Origin of the sequence: Neobacillus drentensis, assembly GCF_036965425.1 — a bacterium.
Lineage (GTDB): Bacteria > Bacillota > Bacilli > Bacillales > Cytobacillaceae > Neobacillus > Neobacillus drentensis_F.
This window is the reverse complement of the sequence record NZ_JBALPP010000042.1, coordinates 1-22,431: the sequence shown is the minus strand read 5'-3', so window position 1 is coordinate 22,431 and position 22,431 is coordinate 1. Positions and strand designations below refer to the sequence as shown.

General features: G+C 39.3%; 18 protein-coding genes. 8 read left to right on the top strand and 10 right to left on the bottom strand.

The genetic code is table 11. The features are described 5' to 3' along the window. Window positions 1-190 precede the first annotated feature (190 nt). The gene (gene pepT, locus V7161_RS11420) at window positions 191-1,423 is read left to right on the top strand and encodes a peptidase T (protein WP_335445218.1); all 1,233 of its coding nucleotides are present in this window, start codon (window positions 191-193) and stop codon (window positions 1,421-1,423) included. Window positions 1,424-1,446: 23 nt separating this feature from the next. On the opposite strand, the gene V7161_RS11415 is transcribed toward pepT, so the two are convergent. Both V7161_RS11415 and V7161_RS11410 read right to left on the bottom strand, forming a co-directional pair. Then, complete coding sequence (locus V7161_RS11415; RefSeq protein ID WP_335445216.1) at window positions 1,447-2,400, bottom strand: phosphotransferase; 954 nt, start codon at window positions 2,398-2,400, stop codon at window positions 1,447-1,449. Between the two features lie 88 nt (window positions 2,401-2,488). Continuing rightward, complete coding sequence (locus V7161_RS11410) at window positions 2,489-4,066, bottom strand: FMN-binding glutamate synthase family protein (protein ID WP_335445214.1); 1,578 nt, start codon at window positions 4,064-4,066, stop codon at window positions 2,489-2,491. Between the two features lie 144 nt (window positions 4,067-4,210). Between V7161_RS11410 and V7161_RS11405 the strand changes: the two genes are divergently transcribed. Then, window positions 4,211-4,336 carry a DUF4023 domain-containing protein gene (locus V7161_RS11405; RefSeq protein WP_223595313.1) on the top strand — a complete coding sequence of 42 codons (126 nt, stop codon included), beginning with the start codon at window positions 4,211-4,213 and terminating at the stop codon, window positions 4,334-4,336. 40 nt (window positions 4,337-4,376) lie between these two features. On the opposite strand, the gene V7161_RS11400 is transcribed toward V7161_RS11405, so the two are convergent. From V7161_RS11400 to V7161_RS11385, 4 genes are all read right to left on the bottom strand, one after another. Further along, window positions 4,377-4,979 carry a hypothetical protein gene (locus V7161_RS11400; protein WP_335445212.1) on the bottom strand — a complete coding sequence of 201 codons (603 nt, stop codon included), beginning with the start codon at window positions 4,977-4,979 and terminating at the stop codon, window positions 4,377-4,379. 13 nt (window positions 4,980-4,992) lie between these two features. Beyond that, a complete protein-coding gene (locus V7161_RS11395; RefSeq protein WP_223595316.1) occupies window positions 4,993-6,171 on the bottom strand; it encodes a ParM/StbA family protein in 1,179 nt (392 codons plus the stop codon). A 1,073-nt stretch (window positions 6,172-7,244) separates the two neighbouring features. Continuing rightward, window positions 7,245-7,478 carry a hypothetical protein gene (locus tag V7161_RS11390; RefSeq protein ID WP_335445211.1) on the bottom strand — a complete coding sequence of 78 codons (234 nt, stop codon included), beginning with the start codon at window positions 7,476-7,478 and terminating at the stop codon, window positions 7,245-7,247. Window positions 7,479-7,967: 489 nt separating this feature from the next. After that, window positions 7,968-9,725, bottom strand: coding sequence for a L,D-transpeptidase family protein (locus V7161_RS11385; RefSeq protein WP_335445209.1), 1,758 nt, complete (start codon window positions 9,723-9,725; stop codon window positions 7,968-7,970). A 281-nt stretch (window positions 9,726-10,006) separates the two neighbouring features. On the opposite strand from V7161_RS11385, the gene V7161_RS11380 reads away from it, so the two are divergent. Beyond that, window positions 10,007-11,326 (top strand): N-acetylmuramoyl-L-alanine amidase family protein, encoded by a 1,320-nt coding sequence (locus V7161_RS11380; RefSeq protein ID WP_335445207.1) that lies wholly within the window; start codon window positions 10,007-10,009, stop codon window positions 11,324-11,326. Window positions 11,327-11,370: 44 nt separating this feature from the next. On the opposite strand, the gene V7161_RS11375 is transcribed toward V7161_RS11380, so the two are convergent. The 4 genes from V7161_RS11375 to V7161_RS11360 form a co-directional block, all read right to left on the bottom strand. Then, window positions 11,371-13,002 carry an ATP-binding protein gene (locus tag V7161_RS11375; protein WP_335445206.1) on the bottom strand — a complete coding sequence of 544 codons (1,632 nt, stop codon included), beginning with the start codon at window positions 13,000-13,002 and terminating at the stop codon, window positions 11,371-11,373. 155 nt (window positions 13,003-13,157) lie between these two features. Next, window positions 13,158-14,207 carry an LLM class flavin-dependent oxidoreductase gene (locus V7161_RS11370; protein ID WP_335445204.1) on the bottom strand — a complete coding sequence of 350 codons (1,050 nt, stop codon included), beginning with the start codon at window positions 14,205-14,207 and terminating at the stop codon, window positions 13,158-13,160. 137 nt (window positions 14,208-14,344) lie between these two features. Beyond that, window positions 14,345-15,895: a flavin monoamine oxidase family protein gene (locus V7161_RS11365; protein WP_335445202.1), complete on the bottom strand. Its 1,551-nt coding sequence runs from the start codon at window positions 15,893-15,895 to the stop codon at window positions 14,345-14,347. A 237-nt stretch (window positions 15,896-16,132) separates the two neighbouring features. After that, window positions 16,133-16,753 (bottom strand): LysE/ArgO family amino acid transporter, encoded by a 621-nt coding sequence (locus V7161_RS11360; protein WP_335445200.1) that lies wholly within the window; start codon window positions 16,751-16,753, stop codon window positions 16,133-16,135. Window positions 16,754-16,871: 118 nt separating this feature from the next. On the opposite strand from V7161_RS11360, the gene V7161_RS11355 reads away from it, so the two are divergent. The 5 genes from V7161_RS11355 to V7161_RS11335 all read left to right on the top strand — a co-directional run bounded on the left by V7161_RS11355 (window position 16,872) and on the right by V7161_RS11335 (window position 22,100). Next, entirely contained in the window at window positions 16,872-18,326 is a 1,455-nt protein-coding gene (locus V7161_RS11355; RefSeq protein ID WP_335445198.1) for a PLP-dependent aminotransferase family protein, read from the top strand. Window positions 18,327-18,476: 150 nt separating this feature from the next. Next, entirely contained in the window at window positions 18,477-19,121 is a 645-nt protein-coding gene (locus V7161_RS11350; protein WP_335445196.1) for a glycosyltransferase, read from the top strand. A 401-nt stretch (window positions 19,122-19,522) separates the two neighbouring features. Then, a complete protein-coding gene (locus V7161_RS11345; RefSeq protein WP_335445194.1) occupies window positions 19,523-20,188 on the top strand; it encodes a galactosyltransferase-related protein in 666 nt (221 codons plus the stop codon). 132 nt (window positions 20,189-20,320) lie between these two features. Beyond that, window positions 20,321-21,247: an NAD-dependent epimerase/dehydratase family protein gene (locus V7161_RS11340; RefSeq protein ID WP_335445192.1), complete on the top strand. Its 927-nt coding sequence runs from the start codon at window positions 20,321-20,323 to the stop codon at window positions 21,245-21,247. A 148-nt stretch (window positions 21,248-21,395) separates the two neighbouring features. After that, a complete protein-coding gene (locus tag V7161_RS11335; RefSeq protein ID WP_335445190.1) occupies window positions 21,396-22,100 on the top strand; it encodes a DUF707 domain-containing protein in 705 nt (234 codons plus the stop codon). Window positions 22,101-22,431: the final 331 nt, after the last annotated feature.

Below are 22,431 nucleotides of genomic sequence, written 5' to 3'. Positions count from 1 at the left end.
GAGAGTAATTGCCGCTTATTCGAGAGTTATTTTGATTATCCGAGAGTAAACGACTCTTATACGAGAATAAATAACTCCTATCCGAGAGTAACGCAAAATCACTCCGCCACTCCCCCATAAAATGTGTAACCGCTCCCACAAAATGATATGATATTCATGAACAAAAACCTATAAAGGGAGTGTAGCAATAGTGAAAAACGAATTGATTGAAAGATTTACTTCCTACGTAAAAGTTGACACTCAATCTGATGAAAGCAGTGAAACTTGTCCTTCGACAGAGGGTCAATGGACACTGCTTCGCATGCTCGAAGACGAATTAAAAGCCATTGGGATGGAAGAAATTACGCTTGATGAGAATGGCTACCTGATGGCGACCCTGCCATCCAACACAGAAAAGCAAGTCTCAACCATCGGCTTCCTTGCCCATGTCGATACTGCAACTGATTTTACTGGTAAAAACGTGAACCCGCAAATCGTGGAGAACTATGACGGCCAAAAAATCGTCCTTAATGAAGCAATAAAAGTAATCATGTCACCTAAGGATTTTCCAAGTCTTCAAGAATACAAAGGCCACACCTTAATTACCACCGACGGCACGACACTCCTTGGTGCGGACAATAAGGCTGGTGTCACCGAAATTATGACAGCGATGGCTTACTTAATTAAGCATCCAGAAATCAAGCACGGTAAGGTCCGCGTTGCGTTCACACCGGATGAAGAGATTGGCAGGGGACCTCATAAGTTTGACGTTGCGGCCTTCAATGCCAGCTATGCCTATACCGTTGACGGTGGTCCGCTAGGGGAGCTGGAGTTCGAAAGCTTCAATGCAGCTGCCGCTAAAATTACTGTCCAAGGAACAAATATTCACCCTGGCTCGGCCAAGGACAAAATGGTCAACTCCATGAAAATTGCCATGGAATTACATAGTAAACTTCCCGCACAAGAAGCCCCTGAGCATACCGAGGGATACGAAGGCTTCTACCACTTAATCTCTTTTAATGGCGAGGTTGAACAAACGAAGCTTCACTATATTATCAGGGATCATGACAAGGAAAAATTCAATGGAAGAAAGGCCACGATGGAAAAAATTGTCGCAGACTTACAAGCAAAATACGGCACAGACTCCATCCAGCTAGAATTAAAAGACCAGTATTACAACATGAAAGAGAAAATCGAACCAGTGAAAGAAATTGTCGACATGGCTCACCAGGCAATGGTGAATCTGGACATCACACCGATCACGAAGCCAATCCGCGGCGGCACCGACGGCTCGCAATTATCGTACATGGGTCTGCCAACGCCAAATATTTTTACCGGCGGCGAAAACTTCCACGGCAAATATGAATTTATTTCCGTTGATAACATGATCAAAGCCACCAACACCGTGATTGAAATCATCAAACTTACCGAGCAAAAAGCTTAACCAAAAAAAGCTAACCCCCATGGTTAGCTTTTTTCCGTTGAAAAGAGAGCAGCACCACACTGCCGCAAACTGCAAGCCGTCTCTTCCCGCTGCGTAATCAGCTGTTCTACCGACCACTTGCCGCCGTTATTCTGTAAGTCCTTTTGAATCAGCAGGAGCATCCAAATGGAAAAAGCCGCCGCGAACAAATAATACTCCTTCATAAAGTCATCGTCATTAATCTCTAACTCCACTTGGCTAAGATACGATTTTAAAATCATTTCGCGAAATTCACTCGTAATCGTCCTCGGAAAAAGGGGATGAGACATATCCAAAACATGATACAAATCCCAGTATGGCTTATTAAGGTGCGTATGTTCCCAATCCAAAATCATCATTTTATTATCCACGAAGGCATAGTTTCCTACATGTAAATCCCCATGTGACAAAACCTGATGCGTTGAAAATTCCGCCTCGCCTAGCAAAGCATAAATATGCTGTATAAGTTTTTCGTCAATCTGTAAGTGGGGCAGTATTTGATAAAACGACTCCCGTCTATCACAAATTTCTGCAACAATTTCACTAATCTGCGGCTTCAGCCCTTTAACCGGTAGATTCCCCAGCTTTTCCACTGGGAGGGAATGCCACCAAGCCACCCACTTGACCACGCCTAACACTGTTTCCTCATTAAATTTATGCGTAAGCTGGCCGAGGTCCTCCAGAATCATCCAACTCAATTCCGGATTATCACTTTCCGAATAAGAAAGTATTCTAGGAAAAATAGCTGGGAAATGGAGGAGTAGCTGCTCATGAATCCACGCTTCCTTACCTAATTGATCGTTATTGGTCAGCGGCTTAAAAATATAGCTTTCCGCCCCGGACAAATAAAATCGTTCGACAAGCCTGCCATTCATACCCTTATAAAGAATCTCCCTTTTCATAATTAACTTTTCATTTAAAATACCGTTTTCGAGAACAATATCATTCGGCAGCCCCAAAGGTCCCACCACCCAGTCTAGATTAGTAGGATAAAAGATTTGCTTTAATAGAAAAAGTTTCCACTATGAATATAATGCTAACTCTAAATCATCGCAAGTATTCCGATTCAGGCAAGGGAAAAAGCTCAGACAGCCTCGTCACCTGACCATCACTAGCTTTAATAACAATATGGTCCCGGGTAAATTTCCTTGGCGTATCAATCCCGCAGGCAGCCGCTAAGGCAAACAGCCCCTGCCGGACATTAATAATATAGTTCATCACACGCCACTTCTTTTCCTCAGGCACCAATGCTTCCTGATGTTTCGGGTCCGTCGTTGTAACGCCTGCCGGACATTTACCGGTATGGCACTGCAGGGCCATAATGCAGCCATTTGCAATCATGAAACCGCGGGCTGAGTTCACCGCATCAGCACCTATTCCCAAAGCAATCGCTACTTTATCAGCCGAAATTAACTTTCCTGACGCAAAAATCTTGACCTTACGGCGGACCCCATACTTGCACGCTTTATCGACAACTGCAATCAAAGCAGGAAAAAGGGGAAGCCCCATCGAGTCTGCCATCGATTTAAAGGTCGCACCTGTACCTCCTTCACCGCCATCAACCGTAATAAAATCAGGATAAATCTGCAGCTGATTCATCGTTTCAAACAATTCATCCAGTTTCGAGTGATGGCCAACAACGATTTTCATTCCAACTGGTTTTCCGCCTTCTTCTTGCAGTGTTTTGATAAATTGTAACGCCTCTGCCGCATTATGCAAAAAGGAAAACCGATTCGGTGAATTGATCGTTTGACCTTCCCGAACCTTTCTAATTTGGGCAACCTTTGCCGTGACCTTTGCCCCCTCAAGATGGCCGCCGCGGATTTTTGCCCCTTGACCGAACTTAAGCTCAAAGGCTTTAATCACTGGTTCTGCTGCTTTCATCTTGAATTCAGCAAGTGAAAAACGGCCCTCATCATCACGATATCCAAATAAACCAGGACCAATTTGGGAAACGACATCGGCTCCGCTTTCCAGATGCTCCGGCGCCACTCCTCCCTCACCCGTATTGATCCATGAACCACCTGCCATCTTGCTTCCATGGCCCGTTGAAAGAATGTAGTGTTCTCCAACAGACCCGTAAGACGTGGCGGAGGCACCAAAAGGCCCGCGCAGCCTCCAGGGTTCCCGTCGTTCCGGGCCGACGACAATCGTATCTTCCTCATGGAAAAGCCAGCGAGTAATTTCATCCTCTTCAAGGTGCTCTCGTCGGGTGAACAACCCCTCATGGTCTATTTTATATTTCATCGCATGGACTTTTTCCTGATTATCAACCTTTAATTCATCATTTAAGAGAGGAAATAACTCGTTTGCGATAAAGTAACCGGGCTGTTCAAAATCCCGTTTCGAGCCAAAGCTCAACAGATCGCTGCGATATTTCGCTGAAAAAACAATCCCTAAATAATCAGCACGGGAAAATGGACCCGTTCCATTATCACTGTCAAACCAATATTGCCGCAGCTTCGGTCCCATCATTTCGAGAACATAACGGATCCAGCCAAAATAGGGATAGGCCCTGATAATGGAATGCTGCGGCTTTTTTGCCAAGCTGCGCAGCCAGAGGAAAAAGCAAAGCGGACCTCCGATAAATACAATCAAAAGAATGATCAGAATCGTTAACAACATTCAAACTCCTCCTCCATTCTTTAATACTTATGTACGGTGAGTAAATTTTAAATCCAATATCTGTTAAATGAGGAGAGAATTTGTATGTTTTTATGAAGGAATGGATACATTAACCATTGTTCTAATCGTAAGGAGGGTTGTGGAATGGATAACAAAAGTACTCATGAATTTGTAGAGGATTTGCGCGAAAAGCAGGAAAAGGACAGGAAAAATAAAGAACATCAAGGGGATAATCGCCCTGCCAAAAAATTGCCGAACCATAGTCATTAATGGAAACAAGCCATGACTTTTATATCATGGCTTGTTTTTCTTACTTATTCATATTCGCCAAAAACCCGCCAAGCAGGTCCTCTACTTCATCTTTTCCTTCACCGTCAACAACTTCTGTAATGGTCGGCTGCACTTTTTCCGCCCTATCCCAATCAAACCCATCTAAATCGTCCTCTAAATCATTTAGATCAACAGGGACAGTATCCTCCCCGATCCCGGCAGACACCTCTTGATAGCTAGCAGAAAGTTCCTCAGGAAATACTTTCTCCTGAAGGTATAGAGCCTCATCTATATCCAAAGATTTACTATTTAAAGATGCTAAAAGGGAGGTTGCACGAACTGGGTCAGAAATCAGTTGAAAAAGGATACTCCCAAGCAATGCCTCAGAGTGCTCATGCTTTAGCCAATCCCGCTGTGCTTTCGTCAGCCTCTGGGGGAGGGGAATCGTAATGGTTTCTTTTTCACGTGAAACCGAACTGCTGACTCCCTGCATGACGAATTCCGCAATTTTACTTGAAAAATTTCTGCGCTCGGTTTCCTTCAATTTTTGAAGATGCTTGACAATATGGTCAGGTGTATCGGAAGGGACCCGGAAGGATATTGCCTGGCCCCTTGTTATATCATTGGTCGCAGCCTTTTTCATCTCATCACCTTATTTAGCTTTTTACAGGTTGTGGTTGTGGTTGTTTAACATTGTTTTGTTTATCCGTTTTTCTGGCAAAATCCATGATGAGTTTATAATAGGCATTTGCCATCATCCAAATACTTTCTTTATCGTCTTCAAAGAATTCCAGATTATATCCGTCGAGATTATTATTTAATGTTTTAATGTAATCCTTCAATACATGGGCCCCACCGCCAACAAAATAGCAGATTTCCGTTTGTGAGTTCTTTGACCATACATTTCGTAATAAACGATACTGTTTTTTGGCTAGATCAAGCAGAATTCGATCAGTAATATCATGAACACTTGTTCTGCTTCCTTTTACCATAATGTGGTTCCGATCATTCTTTCGTGTGATGATTTCGACTACGTCACGGCGGCTATCCAGTTCCACACCGTGCTTCGTTCTAATTTCCTCACGAATGGCCTCTAATGATTCAGAAACACCTAGGTTAAAGCCCTGGGCTTTATCATCATCAACATTTCGATTTTTGATGACAGCAATATCTGTTGATAAACCGCCGATATCTTGAATGAGAATGCGTCTATCAATTAAGTCCTTATTGATAATTTTTAAGTTATTATCCATCACAAGGTTAATGTAAGCTGCAAATCCTTCCGGATAAACCTTTACTTCATTGAACTTAATGTTCACCTTTAAGCCTTGGTATTTTGGAGTTACTAAAAATTCAACTTGATGGACAGAGCCCATTAATTTCGAACGATAACCGGCATCTTTTCCTTCCTTTACTTCGCGAAGGGGGAGGCCAGTGCCTAATGTATAATTGGCATCAATGATATTCTTTGTCTTTAGGAAAGTGGCATCATCTTTAACTGCATCTAACGCTAATGTTGTAAATAGCATAATTAAGGTTTGGTCTTCTTCTGACTTGCTGCTGCCCGGATCTAATTCGGTAGCATTATTACTCTTAGTGGCTAAATTACCGACACGATAGATTACGTTATTTTCTTTCAAGGCAGGGGAGTGGATTTTAACATGGATTCCGTCTAACGGATTTTTGTTATCAAGTTCTTCAATCCCAATTACGGGACGATCCTCAGTGTCCCTTGCAATAATATTAGGAATATTTAATTCATATTCTAATTCCCCGAAAATAGCTTTTATCGAGTCATTACCTACATCAATGGCAGCAATTCTGGACTTTGTCATATACATCATTCCTTTTTCTTTAATAGATTAAGATTCAAATTAAGATATGTAAAACTAGTACGTACTATTAGATTATAGGAGATTAATAGATTCTTCAATAGTCCAACAGAAACGAAATACAAGTGTAAAGAAGTAAACATTCTGTAAACATCGGCAGACGTGTAAACATTTTTGTAAACATTGATTACAATAGTGTATACAATGCTAAACCATGGGAAGTATACGAATTTGCATACTTGTAAACATTTACGTATACTTGTACACGTTACTTGTAAACAATCGTGTAAACATGTATACATTTTTGTATCCACGAGTAATTCCCCTAAAAACTAGACTACTAGTACTTTGGATATAAGTGGTTTAATTCCTTTTTTACCTACAGTTAAAAGTAACTCAAAGAAATACTATTCGTATAATTTCTTGATTGCTCATTAAGAATCATAAATTCTTTCTTAAAAACGAGTTAAGACAATGCTACATATTAATCGCTATCCTGAGTACCATCGATTACTTCCTATATATTCTCCATTGGGAGTAGTGACCCTGCCAAAAAGAATCTCCTAAATCTGCGTATATGAATATTCCAGGCTGTATTTGCGCCGAATTAAAAAAATCCATGGTAGTAGTAATCGATCCAATAATATACCTTTATGTTCGTGATGATTTAGTATACAAAGTTCTAAACATATATGACAAACCTGTATCATGGCGCCATTACTTGATGTCCACGAATTTGTGGACATGTTTACAAATATATATACATGTCCACGAATTTGTGGACATGTTTACAAATATATATACATGTCCACATATTTGTAAACAAAAAATATACAACAAAGTAAACAAGTAAACGTGTTTGTCTACGTAAAAAAGAATTAAAAAACTAATCAATCAACAATTATGATAACAAGGAAGGCTATCTGTCTACTCTCATCGATTTACCATTGCCGCAGAGTTCCCAATAACTGAACAAAATCCCAACAACAAGCTATAGGCATAATAAAATAGAGACACCCGTTGTGGAGGGTGCCTTGTTAATTTGTATAATTATTTATCTATTAGTCTATTGCCTTTCAAAACTCCCCAGCCACTACTTGATTACCAGCAAGGCTTAGGTGGATGTTCGAGGGACTTTGCAGATAGACTGCAAAATTGGCTACATTTATCGTTTGTACAGTTGGGACGAATGTACCGCCATGAGCTGCAGCCTGTGCTTGTTTTTGGCCATTAAACGCTGTTAATAATTGATTTAATTGCGCAATCTTAATTAGATCCTGTTCATATGGGAATGGGTTATAGTTGCCCATTCCATAAACCTTTACATTTGGAATATCAATTGTAACGTGGTGACCCTACCAAAAGGAATCTCCTAAAATTGATTATATGAATATTCCAGACTGTGTTTAGGCAAATTTTCACCAAGCTACCGTAGTATTAATCGCCCCAAATAATATACTTCTATGTTCGTGATGATTTAGTATACAATTTTGTAAACACAGATAACAAATCTGTATACATAGCGTCATTACTGGATGTCTACGTATTTGTGTACTTGTTTACAAATCTGTTTACCGAATCGTTTACTTGTGTACACATTCGTAAACATCAAGTATACAACAAAGTAAACGAGTAAACGTGTTTGTTTACGTAATAAAATTAAATCCTAAAGCACCAACTACATTACCAGAATCCAATAATACTGCCATTTCGCCAGTTAGTATTAGTATCCATAGACACAATAAAATAAGACACCCGTTGTGGAGGGTGCCTTGTAAATTGAAATATTTATTTTTCTATTAGTCTATTGCTTTCCAAAACTCCCCAGCCACCACTTGATAGCCAGCAAGGCTTAGATGAATGTTTAATGGATTTGTAATGTATTCTGCAAAATTGGCTACATTTATCACTTGTGCAGTTGGGACAAATGTATCGCCATGAGCTGAAGCCTGTGCTTGTATTTGGCCATTAAACGCTGTTAATAATTGATTTAATTGTGCAATCTTAGTTTGGTCCGTTTCATATGGGAATGGGTTATAGTAGCCCATTACATAAACTTTTACATTTGGATTCAGTTGATCAATTGTGCCTAGAATTGCGTTTATCTTAGCAGCTACAGTTCCAATTGCTGCAGGCGCTTTAGTTGGGTCTGCTTGAATGGATGGAAGTGCTGCAAGCAGGTCATTCGCACCAATATCAATTGTAAGGTGTGTAGCTTCTTTTATTTCTTTTTGAACATCTGGATTACTTAATTGAGCGATCACATTATCAGTTGTATATCCTGAAACACCATAGTTATCAAAATCAAGCAATTGATAAGATTTTGCAAAGTTTTCTGCAATATAATTTGGATATCCCCAATCCGGATCCTTTCCGTCTACCACAGGCCGATCTACTCCCTGTGGAGTCATACCTGCTGCCAAGGAATCTCCTAAAGCAACATATTCAACCTGGATCCAGGCTCCGTCTGCACCAAGTTTATAACCCTCAACCACCGTATTGACAGCCATTCGACCGTCTTTGTTGAAATAATACCACTTTCCTTCAATTTCCTTCCAGTCGTCTTTTACCATCGCACCATCACTGTTGAGGTAATATTTTTGTCCTGAAAGATCTAACCAGCCCGTTTTCATGATTCCACTGCCATCGAGGTAATACCAAGTTCCTTTAACTAAGGCCCAACCGGTTTTCATTGAACCATCAGGCATGAAGTAATACCAATCATTTCCCGATAAAAGCCAGCCAGTTTTCATCGCACCAGACTGTTCAAGGAAATATTTCTTGCCGCCGTCTGTCAGCCAGCCCGTTTGCATAGCTCCCGATTTACCTAGATAATACCATTTTGCTTTATCATAGACCCAGCCAGTTTTCATTGCACCGGATTTATCTAAATAGTACCACTGGCTCTTATAAGAAAGCCAACCTGTCTTCATTACGCCAGAGCCATCAAAGTAGTACCACTTACTGTTTATGCTTTGCCATCCCTTTTGGGCAACCCCTTTAACATAGTAGTACCATTTACCGCCTGAAAGCACCCAGCCATCTGTATTCACTGAAAAACCATTTGCTTTTGCAATTGCGTCAAAGCTGCTGCTAGCGTAAGTAATGATTACCGGAGTATACAATTGGACCTGATCAAACAACCAACGAATCTCGGTATTATGCATGCGCACGCAGCCCGAGCTTACGTATTTACCAATTGAGCTTTCATTGGCATTTCCATGTATCCCATATGTTGTACCATATGTACCCCTTGCCTCTAGCCCCATCCAGCGGTCACCTAACGGGTTACGTGGGTCACCCCCAGGAATATTTTTTGTATAGTAGGGACGATTTTTAATCTTATTTACAATCCTAAATGTGCCTTCAGGAGTTAAATCTCTTGATCTCCCTGTAGCGACACTAAAGGTTTTGACTAACTTGCCAGCATTATAAAATGCTAGAGTGTTAGTCTTTTTGTTAATAATGATCAACTGAGAACTTGCTGCATCTGCTTGGCCATTAAATAACAAGATACTTAATAGGAACACAAAAACAATCGATAATTTTTTTATCATATCTATCTCCCCATATATGTAGTTATTATTACAATAACATGTCAAATGGGAGGTTTTTGTCATAATTTGTTGAGAAACTTGTAATATTTTAATAATTTTCTAAAAAAATTAGAATAATAGTCTTTTTATCTCTCGGCAATACCTTTTAAAAAAAATAGTCACCATCTATCTCTTCAAGCTATGTCTATTTACGTTAAAAAATATGTTGAATGGTATTTATTTACACCTACCTTTTACCATGATAAAGTTACATATTATTTAGTGCTAAAGGAGGATGTCCTTTGAAAAAGAGAAAACCCCGTTTGGTTTTAAGTAGTTTATTATCTATGACATTAGTATTCCCTCTATTTGCGCCCGCTGCGTCTGCGGCATCTAAGCTTGATGGGCTGAATGAAAGCCGCCCTCTATCTTCCATCCTTAAAGAACGATCTGCCAAAAATCGTCTAGCAAAAGTGACCCCATCCCTGCTACCGCCTATCATTGGGGGACCTCTGCCAATCGCTCCTGTTCCAACAGACCCAATTCAAGAAAATGCTGTATTTAAGATGTTCTCTGTCAGTAATAGTGCCATTTCCCCAGATGGTGATGGCAGAGGGGACACAGCCGTTATTACGTATGAAAATAAAGTAGAACGCAGTTTAACTACTATCTATGTCTATAATTTATCCAATCCTGCTTCAGGACTTGATGATCTTGGTCTGCTGGGAGATGTTTATTATAAAGACGGCCTGGATCCAGCTGGAGTTCAAACTGGGATATTCGATGGGCAATATTTTGACTACCACTCTGAAATATTAGATTATCGGACGCTGCCTGATGGACTTTATGCTTTTAGAATTGAATCCTATATACCTGACGAAGAAGATGATACTGGCTACGGAGTGAATCTCTACCCGCTTTTTGTGAAAAGGACAAAACCTGTCATTAACATCGACAAACAGCATAATGCCACAGGTGCATCCTATAACTTAGCTGGTACTGTTGCTGATAAATTCGTAGATTATAAGGCTTTAGCTAATCAATATGGAGTACCTTATGATGTAAATAAATATTTACAATTGTCTTATGTCATTAAGAAGAAAAACGGAAATATCTACGATTCTAATTCTGTTAGTTTAAAAGATGATGGCAGTTTCTCAATACCATTAACGAACTTAGAAAAAGACGATTATATGATTTCTCTCACTGCCCAAGACATTGCACTAAATTCCACAACGAAAGATCAAATCATGCTGACTGTAAAAATGGGATGGGATTTGGTTGATGGGAAATGGTCCTATTATCTGCCTTCCGGGGGAAAAGTAACGGGATGGAGTAAAATTAATGGGCCATGGTACTATTTCAATTCAAATGGAGAAATGCAAACAGGCTGGATCAAATTAGAGGGTATCTGGTATTACCTGACTGGAAGCGGAGCGATGAAAACAGGCTGGCTGAAATGGGGCAGCAATTGGTATTTCTTAGCAGCTAACGGCGCAATGCAAACAGGCTGGATCTATACAGGCGGCAAATGGTATTACCTCTATCCAAGCGGTGCAATGGCTTATAATACATGGATTGGAAAATACAGACTAGGACCGGATGGTGCCTGGAGAAAATAATAAAATGAAAATAACAAAGGCTGTCGAAACTGACAGCCTTTGCTTTATAGATTTCCTTCTACCCATAATGGAATGTATACCCTAAAGGTCGTTCCTTCCCCTTTTTCACTTTCCACTTCAATTCTGCCTTTCATTCTTTCCACGATTTGATAACAAACCATTAGCCCGATACCCGTTCCTTTTTCCTTTAACGAATAAAAAGCCGTCCCTAGTCGTTCCATTTCCTCAGCCGACATGCCAATACCGGTATCTTTAATTTCAATCAATCCATAGGTTTTAAAACTCTTAACGTTAATGGATAAGATACCGCCTGATCGCATGGCTTCAATACCATTCTTGACAATATTAATAATCACTTGTTTTAATTCACTTTTATTACCTCTTACAAACACTGCTTCATCCAAATTAGTTTTCAAAGAAATGTTTTTCGACATAAAGGCAAAGGTGTTCATTAAATCAGCTACTTTTATGACTACATCCGTTACATTTACCATCTCAATTTGATCTAGATCCGGTTTTGCAAGTGACAAATATTCATTAATAATTTTCTCAGCCCGGTTTATCTCATCAAGCATTAATTGAATATAAGACAATTCCGATTCACTCAATTGTTCATGGGATAAAAAAATTTGCAAAAAACCTCTCACAACCGTCATTGGATTACGGATTTCATGAGCAACAGAGGCCGCAAGCTGCCCAATCGCATTCATTTTTTCAGCCCGCTGCAATTCCTTTTGGATTTTCGTTTTAGCAATAATTTTTTCCATTTCACAAATGGCTTCTTCCACACGATGGACATTGCCGATATTTTTTGGTTTTGAGCCAAATTCTCTATAAGTATCTGATAGCCTTTCAAACAGTTCCGTCAGTTGTGCGGTCATATGGTTAAAGTTTTTTCCTAATTTCCCCATATCAGACTGATTTGATATCCCAACCTTAACATCAAAATTACCTGAACTCACCGCATCGATTCCTGAAATAATTTCATGTACAGGCTTCAGAACTTTGCTTAGCCCCCATCTCAATATAAAATAAATCAACATTGTGATAATTAACAATGAAGATAATAAATACACCCCAATTTTCCTTTTAAAGTGATCAATGGTCGATGTATCAACGTCTACAGCTAATACTGCAATCACTTTTCCATCGTTATCTAAAATAGGCTGGAAGGCTGTAATCCATCCACCATAACGATCATGATAATGACCGCTGCTTGTTACCTTTTTTTCGGAAATGGCACGTTTAAAGGCCATAAGAAATTCTTTGCCTGCTTTATACGTGCTAAAGCTGTTAATCTCAGAGGTTTGATCTGCTTTTGAAACTGCTAAAAATTCCAATTCATTCCCTTTTTCTATCTTTGCTTCCATGATATATCCTTCTAGATATTTAGCGTTTCTTGTTTTAATCAAGCCGACTAAGTAATTCAACCTTTGTATGGATGGATTTTTAGGATCATGGGAGTCGATTGCTTTTTCCACTTCCTCAGCTGGGATCGTAACACCCCAAAGACTGGCAACACCTCTTGCCCGATCTGTTAACTGATTTGTTAGCTGCTTCGATTCATAACTGAACGTAAACCCCGCTGTCGAAACAACTACCACAAAGGTAATAAGAAAAGAAAGTAATAGAATTTTTCGATAAAATGGTAAGTCATTCACATGCTTTTTGTACATAGATAATAGTCCTTTCAGAGGCTTCATAAGGTGAAAATTCGACAGCCCTGAAGGAGAATCCTTTTGTTAACAATTGACATTAGAAAAATGTTTGTTAAATTAGCTCCTGTTTGTTATTACATTGATAAAAGACTATGTTCTGGCCGAACTAGGGCTTACTGTTCCGCTTCCCATCGTGAGATTTCCTCCCGAACCCGCGGCGCCACCTCTGTCCCCAGCAGTTCAATAGCTTTCATAACATCTTCATGCGGCATGGACCCAACCGGTACGTGAAGCATAAAACGAGTAATTCCTACGTTCTTGCGGAGGTGAATAATTTTCTCTGCCACCGTCTCTGAATCGCCAACGTAGAGCGCTCCTTCAAAACTTCGCGCGGCATCAAAGCTTGCACGGCTATAATGACCCCAGCCGCGTTCACGTCCAAGTACGTTCATGACCTGCTGGGTAGGAGGGAAAAATTTGTCCGCTGCTGTTTCGATATCCTCAGCAATGAAACCATGTGAATGTGACGCAATCGGAAGCTTAGATACATCGTGTCCGGCTTGTGCTGCCGCTCGCTTATAAAGCTTGACAAGGGGCGCAAATTGTATTGGACTGCCTCCAATAATGGCTAAAACAAGCGGCAGGCCAAGCATTCCTGCCCGAATGACAGATTGGGTATTACCGCCGCTTCCAATCCAAACAGGAAGGGGATTTTGTACTGGTCTTGGATATATGCCCAGATTGTTAATCGCCGGACGGTGTCCGCCTCTCCAGGTTACTTTTTCAGATTCACGTATTTTCAACAATAACTCCAGCTTCTCTTCAAACAGTTCATCGTAATCTTGCAAATCATAACCAAACAATGGAAAAGATTCGATAAACGAACCGCGTCCTGCCATAATTTCTGCGCGTCCATTTGAAATGGCATCCAGCGTAGCGAAATCTTGGAAAACACGGACTGGGTCCGCCGAAGATAGCACCGTCACCGCACTTGTCAGCCTAATCCTTTTTGTCTGTGATGCTGCTCCTGCAAGCACCACTGCCGGAGAAGAAGCCGCGAAATCTTCACGATGGTGTTCACCAACGCCAAAAACATCCAACCCTACCTGATCAGCAAGGACAATTTCCTCTACCACTTCCCGGATTCGCTGGGCATGACTAATCACTTCGCCAGTTTTTACATCCGGCGTTGTTTCTACAAAGGTACTTATACCTATCTCCACTGAATATTCCTCCAATTTCCATCAAAAAATAATATCTTTATTTTGAGACTTTCCTCTGTTAAATTCAAGTTTCTTGAATGACCCGCCACAAATTAAAAAAGGAGTACCCTAAATCTGGATGGTACTCCTTCCCTATATTACTCCTTATTAAAGATATCACCAATCACTTCTCGTGCAGCCCTTTCTCCTGACTCAACTGCTCCATTTAAATAACCAGCATATTGAATTGATGTGTGCTCACCCGCAAAGAATATATTGCCTTCCCGTTCCCCTATAATCCCGGCAAACTTCGTATATTGGCCAACCTGCCAATACGAATAAGAGCCCATAGTCCATTGATTGCTAAGCCAGTGATCAACAGTCGCTAAGCCAGTCCAATTGTTGACACTTCCCGGCAAAACAAGGTTTAACTTGTCCAAAAATTGCTTCGTAGTCTCATTTAATTCCGCTTCAGTTAAAGCAAACTGCTTAGCCGCAGTTTCGCCGCCTGTAAAGTTAACCAATATGCCAGAATTACCTTGCTGCGCTCTTGTTGACTCAAACGTCTGCTGATACCCGGTATCCGTAAAAGTCTCACCATTATTGCCGATATCATTCCAGAACCGTTCTACAAATTGCACATGGAGCTTCGTGTTGACTCCCATACCAAGCTCTTCAATTGCTAGTTTTTTTAACTTTCGAAAACTGGCATTCTCAAAATCTATCGATCTTAAAATTTTAAAAGGAATTGCTAAAATCACTTTGTCCGCCACAACTTCCCAATCCCTTTCGCGGTTTCGAAAAAAAAGCTTGATTTCATTTTCAGCAAATTGCTCGATTTTTACCAGCTGGGAATGAAATTGGATTTGACCATCATCTAAACTTTTTGCGAGCATTGCGGGGAGCTGATCATTACCACCCCTAATATGAAAGCATTCATCCGAGTCGCCATACATTTGAAATTGATCTTTTTGAGTAAAACCTAGCAAATAAAGGAGATTTAATGCGCTCTGCGAATTAGCATCCGCTCCAAATTCAAGGGTATAGGCAACCTCTAGTAATTTCCCAAATTTCGATTCAATTCCGCCTGGCACAATTTCATTGATATAATCGACAATTGACATATGGTCCAGTTCATATCCACGTTCCGAAAAACGATTATAAAGGGTCGTTTCACCTACTTCATCTAAATCTCTTTCCAATTTTGGCAAGATGCTCAAAAAGTCATTTGTTACTTCTTGAAAAGAGTAAGAGGATTGGTCAAAGAAGTAAAAAGGTTTCGTGCCTATGGATTCTGACTTGATTAAATGATCTAATTCCAAGCCAAATTCCTTTGTCAGCTCTTGAATCTCCTTATGACCTGTATCGATTAATTCCCCGCCCCGTTCGACAATTTGCCCGTCCTTGAAGTAGCCCCTTCTCGTCCAACATCGTCCCCCAACCCTGTCTGTCGCTTCATAAACAGTTGATAGGATCCCTTCCTGCTTTAGCCGATAGGCGGCTGTGAGGCCCGCCAATCCAGCCCCGACAATAACGATTTTCGGATTATTTTTTCCATCACGGTTATATTTAATAGCCTGCTTCTTTTGTGTTTCTGGAGCAACTTTTTGTGATTCGATAGCTTGTCCAGTGCTTGTTTTCTTTTCCAGTTCAGCACTAGCCAGCGCAAATGATTTCTGCAGGATACTTGCTAATGGTGTTCGTGCCAAAAACCTACCCTCCCTATGCAACATTGATCGATAAACTATCGTACGATAGTAAATATCTATCCATAAAATATGCATGACCTTCTTTATTTGCTTTAGGCAGGAAATTGGTTTCTCATTTATTTTTCATAAATTAGTTCACAAAACGTTCACAAGCAACCTTTGCACTGGACCAGCCAATATCAAATAAAACAGATTTGGAGAAAAACAAGGGTGCCCTATACTCTTAGGGCACCTTTTTCACAGCAATGGGGAGAACAATTGAAATACCATATAAATAGCCATTACCCATATAATCAGGGCAGAAATTTGATTCATTTGTTTTAAGAGCTTCCCGTTTCTATCAATTTGACCCATCTTTCTACCTATGATTGCTAGGGAGAAGAACCAAAGCCAAGATACCAATATACAGGCTATAGCAAATATCCATTTTTCATATCCTGTATAAGCCACTGAGCTAGTTCCAATAACTCCAATAGTATCCATTATGGCATGAGGATTGAGTAAGGATACAGACGCAGCAAAGGTAATCTGACGACGTGCAGAAAAACGGCTTTGCTCTTGATCAGTGCTAACTTCAGGTGTATTTTTCCACATAACCCATCCCATATAAGCTAAGAAAATGAAGCCAATTAAAAATAGTAAAATCTTTAACCATTCAAAACTAAAAACAATAATGGATACACCAGCCACAGCCAAATAAATCAGTATAGTATCACAAACCCCTGCTGTTAAGATGGCAGGTAAAGCATTCGTGAATTTTCTATGCGTCGCTCCTTGATTAAATACAAATACATTTTGGACACCTAAAGGTAAAATTAATCCAAATGCCAATATGATTCCATGAAAGAATGGTTCCACAATAATTCCTCCTATTCCTATTTAGGATAACGGAGGATGGGCTCAATGTCTCCAACCAATTGGATGGGATTTAATCCAACCATTTGGTTATAATAAAAGAAAAAAACGGAGATAGCCTATGTCTGATATAGAATGGAAACCACAAAAAAACTCAGCAATTCCTTTGCATCAGCAAATCTATAACTATATGAAAATGAAAATAATGAACGGTGAGTGGACCATAGGGACTAAAATACCTCCACAAAGAAATTTAGCAAAACTATTTCAAGTAAATCGCAGTACCATTGTAATCGCACTAGATGAACTAACTGCTGATGGACTCATTGAATCTAAGATTGGAAGCGGTACAAAGGTGATTAATAATACCTGGGGCCTGCTTTCGTCAACACCTCCACCAGATTGGATTAGTTATGTAAAATCCGGTATCCATAGGCCCAATATATCGATCATTCAAGAAATCAATAAAGCAGAAGCAGACCCTGCCTTTATTCGGCTTGGAACGGGCGAACTTTCACCAGAATTGTTACCAACCGAAAAGATGACAAAAATACTGCAAATAGAAAATGGACATGCTTTATCACTTGGATACATCGAGCCTAAAGGAAGTCTATCTTTGCGAAAAACGGTAAGCAACTATTTACAATCAAAAGGAATTGTAGCCTCGCCTGAATCAATTTTAATTGTTTCCGGAGGGATTCAAGCACTGCAATTGATATCAATTGGACTGTTAGAAAGAGGTTCGACCATCTTCCATGAAACACCTTCCTATTTGAACTCCGTACACGTATTCCAATCTGCAGGTATGAATTTATTTGGGATTCCTTTAGATGATGAGGGGATTAGATGTGATGCAATTGGACGTATAAAGCGGCAGCATAATGGGACGCTGCTTTATACGATACCTAACTTTCACAATCCAACAGGCACTTTAATGTCTGAGAGAAGAAGAATGGAATTACTAAAGATTTGTCAAAGAGAATCCCTCCCCATCATTGAGGACGATGTTTATGGTGATCTATGGTTTGAAAGCCCGCCGCCAAAGCCTTTGAAAGCCCATGACACACAAGGGAATGTATTATATATCGGAAGTGTGTCCAAAACATTGAGCCCTGGTTTACGAATCGGGTGGATTGTGGGGCCTGAGCCTGTCATTGAACGTTTGGCAGATATAAAAATGCAAACAGATTATGGATCGAGTTCCATTTCCCAATATGCTGTAGAAAAGTGGCTTTGTATTGGTTTGTACGAGGATTTCTTAAAGGAACTAAGGGTTGAATTAAAATTCAGAAGAGATTTCACCATTCAAATTTTAAAGAAGTATTTCTCTGAATTAGCTGCCTGGAGCGAACCAAAAGGCGGATTTTATATTTGGCTGAAGCTGAAGTCAGGAGTTTCCACTCGAAAACTATTTGATGTAGCCCTTCGAGAAGGGATTTTATTAAATCCAGGAAGCGTGTATGAAAACACTGATTTTCAGCACCTTCGGATTTCCTATTCTTACGCTTCAATAGAACACCTTGAAAAAGGGCTGATCCTTTTAGCAAAGCTAATAAACAGTTGTTCTAAAAGTTGAACTTTACAAAGGATACTTTTGAATGAAAGGTTCGGGTTAAAAATGGAGGAATCCACCTAGAACATATAATAATTCTTCACATACATTTAATATAGAATTATTATTCTTGTCCGATGCTCACACCATTCATATTGGAGGAGGAACAACAAAATGAAAGTTCTGTTATTTACACCCTCATATAAACGTCCATTCATGCTTCGTCAATGTATACACGATATGAAAAACCAGTCTTATACAGATTTCACCCACTCAATAAGCATTAAGTATGATGAAGAATCTGAAGTTTCAAATTATGAAATCCTTTTTGATGATATTCTTGATGATCGATTTATTATCAAATACAAGCAAGATTCCAGTCATCATATAAATGCCTTGTCTGCAATAACACAATGCCCAGAACCTTATGATATTTATATTAAAATTGATGACGACGATATCCACAAAAAGGATTATGTCAAAACAATAGTGGAATATTTTGAGACACATCAATGTGATATTTTAAGTTCAGAAATTGGTTATCAGTTAAATAATTATTATGTATCAACAGGTACTTTTAGGAGCCTAGGCGGTCACTTTCCAAATAATTCATTTTTGATGCCTCAAACATTTGCATTTAGTCATAAAGCATTTCAGGTTTTGCCTAACATTGTAGATAACGGGCAAGTTGATGATTTGCTGTGGAGGGACGCTTGGAGCAAGAATGGATTTAAAGACGAGAATGTAGATAATTCCAGTAACATCATCTGGCATATTCATGGCAAAAATGCAACAGTGGGGAATTGGTTTCGCCCCTAATAAAAAAATCTATGGTAATATTCACCTTACTTAATTCAAAGACAAAAAATTAAGCATTGGGTTCTAAATCCCAATGCTTTTTTTTCTTCTTAATTCTTTCCTTTTTTATATGGAAACTAGGGATAATTACTTTTCTCACCAATACCTTTCCATCTTCTTTGTTATTGTTTAATTAATCAGGAAAAGTTTTTTTGAACAGCACAAAACTTCAAAAAAATAGGGTTGTCTTTTTTTTATTTGCATGGATATGAAAGGGGGAGGGCTTGTATCATACTCTATAATCAAAAAACTATTTAACACTTCAATTTATTATTCTACATTCCCATTTGTTCATTTGGACAAGCACCAAATTTGACTCCTCCCCATCTACTAATAATGGATTATTAAGAGGCGGTGAAATTATGTTAAATAAGGTATCTGTACTTTTTCCTTTTGGTACCGACAACGGTCCAAGGGAACAGAATTTTAATTGGACTAGAAGGTTTTATGAAAAGATGATGCCTGGAATAGAAATATGTATTGGGACTTCTAGAGATCAACCCTTTTCAAGGTCACAAGCGATTAATCATGCGGCTTCACAGGCAACAAGAGACATTTTCGTGATTGCTGATACAGACATAATTTATGATCCAGCGATTCTCATAGAGGCTATTAAACTACTTGATGTTTACACATGGGTACTCCCGTTCGAAAAAAGTTTTAATATGGAGCAGCAAAGTTCAGAAGAACTTCTTAAATTAGAGCCAAGCTGGCCACTTCCTATTAATGTTAAAGGACACATACCAGGACAAATCGGATATGGATTAGTGAATGTTATCCCCCGAAAACATTTTGAAGCAGTTGGAGGATTCGATGAAAGATTTCTAGGCTGGGGAGGAGAGGATGATGCTTTTGCTTGCAGCGTTAATGGTTTGTGCGGCTGGCTATATAGAATGAACCACACAGGATATCATCTATGGCATCCACCCGGTGACTATACTCATTACGGAGAAAACATAGAATACTTGAAACCCTATTATAACGGAATCGAATCTATAAAGAATGAAATTGAAAAAAGAAAAAAATAAACACGTGAGAGAATGTCCCCCAAATCAATTGAATGGACAAAAGTTTATTTGGATTGGGGGAACATGCCTTCAATAATGAATATACAAATCAATGAGTTTATAAAGATTCATCATGAAATGAGGGGGAAGTAAATGAAAAAAGCAATTGTAACTGGAGCTAATGGATTTATCGGAAGTAATCTTGTAAGTGAGTTACTATCTCATGACATAGAAGTAATTGCTTTAGTAAGAAATGAGAAATCAAATAGAGACACCTTAGCTAAAAACGATAAACTTAAAATTGTATATTGTGAATTAAATGAACTTCCCAGTTTACCCCAAAAAATTAATGATAGAGATATTGATGTATTTTATCATTTTGCGTGGACAGGCTCATCGGGGAATGCTCGTATAGATGAAACCCTTCAAACTCAAAATGCATTGTGGACAGCAGATAGCGTAAGAGTCGCAAAAGAAATTGGTTGTAAGAGGTTTGTAGGTGCGGGTAGTATTATGGAAAAAGAAACTATGGCTGCCGTATATACTCAAGAGAATCAGCCAGGGTTGGCTTATATTTATGGAGCAAGTAAGCTTACAGCACATTGTATTAGTAAGTCTGTAGCAGCACAAATAGGTATTGAGCATTTATGGGGAACCATTTCAAATGCGTACGGCCCCGGGGAGTTATCACCACGTTTTGTAAACACTACTATTAGAAAAATTATAAAGAATGATCCCTTACAATTTACATCAGCCATACAAAATTACGACTTTATCTACATTACAGATGTAGCAAAGGCTTTTTATCTAATAGGTCTGCAGGGCAAACCTTTTTGTAACTATACAATAGGAAGTTCAAATGCAAGACCATTAAAAGAATTTATTATTGAGTTGCAGCAAACGTTAGCTCCAGAAAGAGAGTTGATCTTTGGTGACATTCATTTTACGGGAATTAATATGGGCCTCGAAAAGTTTAGTACTGAGGATTTAAAAAGGGATACTGGATTTGAGTGCACTATATCATTCTCTGAAGGTGTTAAAAGAACAATGGAATGGCTTAAAATATTGGAGGAGATATAATAATTAAAATAAAATAATAAAATCTTCGGGTAACAGTACTCCAAACGGTTCATTTCTTTCCCCGTCCACTTAAACCTGCGGCACACACCATCTTGTCCTATTTTGCATATATTATTTAAAGTTGTTCATAACTATTAAATTAGATGAGGTGATTGACATAAAGAATCTAGTATTTGTTCGAGCAAGCGACAAATCCCTGCATAAGGAGTGGATTGAACCAAAAACCGCTAAAGATTTCGACTTATATATCGAATATTATGGGGGAAGTCCAGACCGTTTCCGGGAAGATGCCGATTATTATAGTTATAATCAGACAGGAACAAAATTTCCCCGTTTTTTTGAAATCATTAGTCAAAACAAAAGTCTTCTAACCGATTTCGATGCAGTATGGATAACAGACGATGATATTAGTATAAGTGCTGACGCCATTTCGTCCATGTTTGAGCTGTTTCATAGGCACCATTTATGGCTGGCTCAACCCGCTTTAACGAAACATTCCCACCATTCATGGCCCACTTTATTACAGGACCCTCGATATACACTCCGATATACAAATTTTATTGAAGCAATGGCGCCTATCTTTTCTAAATCAGCCCTCCAAATCTGCTGGACAACGTTTGAAAAAAGCACTTCTGGCTGGGGCCTTGACAGTGTTTGGCCAAAGATTTTAGGATATCCATCAGATAAAATCGGCATTCTTGATGCAACTCCTATATTCCATACCAGAAAGATCGGAGGCGGGGACATTTACAGTTCTATTTATGTAAATCCCTGGGAAGAGATGAACCGCGTAAAAGAAATCTATGACGTTAGCCCAACGGGAATCGAAATTTATGGTGGAATCCCTAAATGAATACTAGTGTCTATGAACAAACGATTGGATGATACCCTGTGCTGGTAAAATAGCCCTACTGGGCTACCGTACTCCAATGAACTGTTCCGGATTTAATTACGGTGTTATCCTAGCAGTTTCCTTTACGAGACATGCTAGTGTTAATGCCTTTTTCTTTTGCTTGATTCTGATATTCATAGGATGTGTAGACTGATCCGTTCATATTAGTAAAAACAAATCTAGTTTATTTCAAAGGTGACAATAATCCATAGAACGTTCTAGAAGGACATGCATATATTGCTAGAAATGATGATTCCTTAAAAATGAGTGGAGTTTTCATTATAAAATCCTG

Coding starts and splice junctions, on each gene's coding strand:
- V7161_RS11350 (WP_335445196.1), top strand. CDS start 18,477: ATGAAAGTTCTGTTATTTACACCCTCATATAAACGTCCATTCATGCTT.
- V7161_RS11410 (WP_335445214.1), bottom strand. CDS start 4,066: ATGTTGTTAACGATTCTGATCATTCTTTTGATTGTATTTATCGGAGGT.
- V7161_RS11345 (WP_335445194.1), top strand. CDS start 19,523: ATGTTAAATAAGGTATCTGTACTTTTTCCTTTTGGTACCGACAACGGT.
- V7161_RS11390 (WP_335445211.1), bottom strand. CDS start 7,478: ATGGGCAACTATAACCCATTCCCATATGAACAGGATCTAATTAAGATT.
- V7161_RS11340 (WP_335445192.1), top strand. CDS start 20,321: ATGAAAAAAGCAATTGTAACTGGAGCTAATGGATTTATCGGAAGTAAT.
- V7161_RS11385 (WP_335445209.1), bottom strand. CDS start 9,725: ATGATAAAAAAATTATCGATTGTTTTTGTGTTCCTATTAAGTATCTTG.
- V7161_RS11395 (WP_223595316.1), bottom strand. CDS start 6,171: ATGACAAAGTCCAGAATTGCTGCCATTGATGTAGGTAATGACTCGATA.
- V7161_RS11405 (WP_223595313.1), top strand. CDS start 4,211: ATGGATAACAAAAGTACTCATGAATTTGTAGAGGATTTGCGCGAAAAG.
- V7161_RS11355 (WP_335445198.1), top strand. CDS start 16,872: ATGTCTGATATAGAATGGAAACCACAAAAAAACTCAGCAATTCCTTTG.
- V7161_RS11375 (WP_335445206.1), bottom strand. CDS start 13,002: ATGTACAAAAAGCATGTGAATGACTTACCATTTTATCGAAAAATTCTA.
- V7161_RS11400 (WP_335445212.1), bottom strand. CDS start 4,979: ATGAAAAAGGCTGCGACCAATGATATAACAAGGGGCCAGGCAATATCC.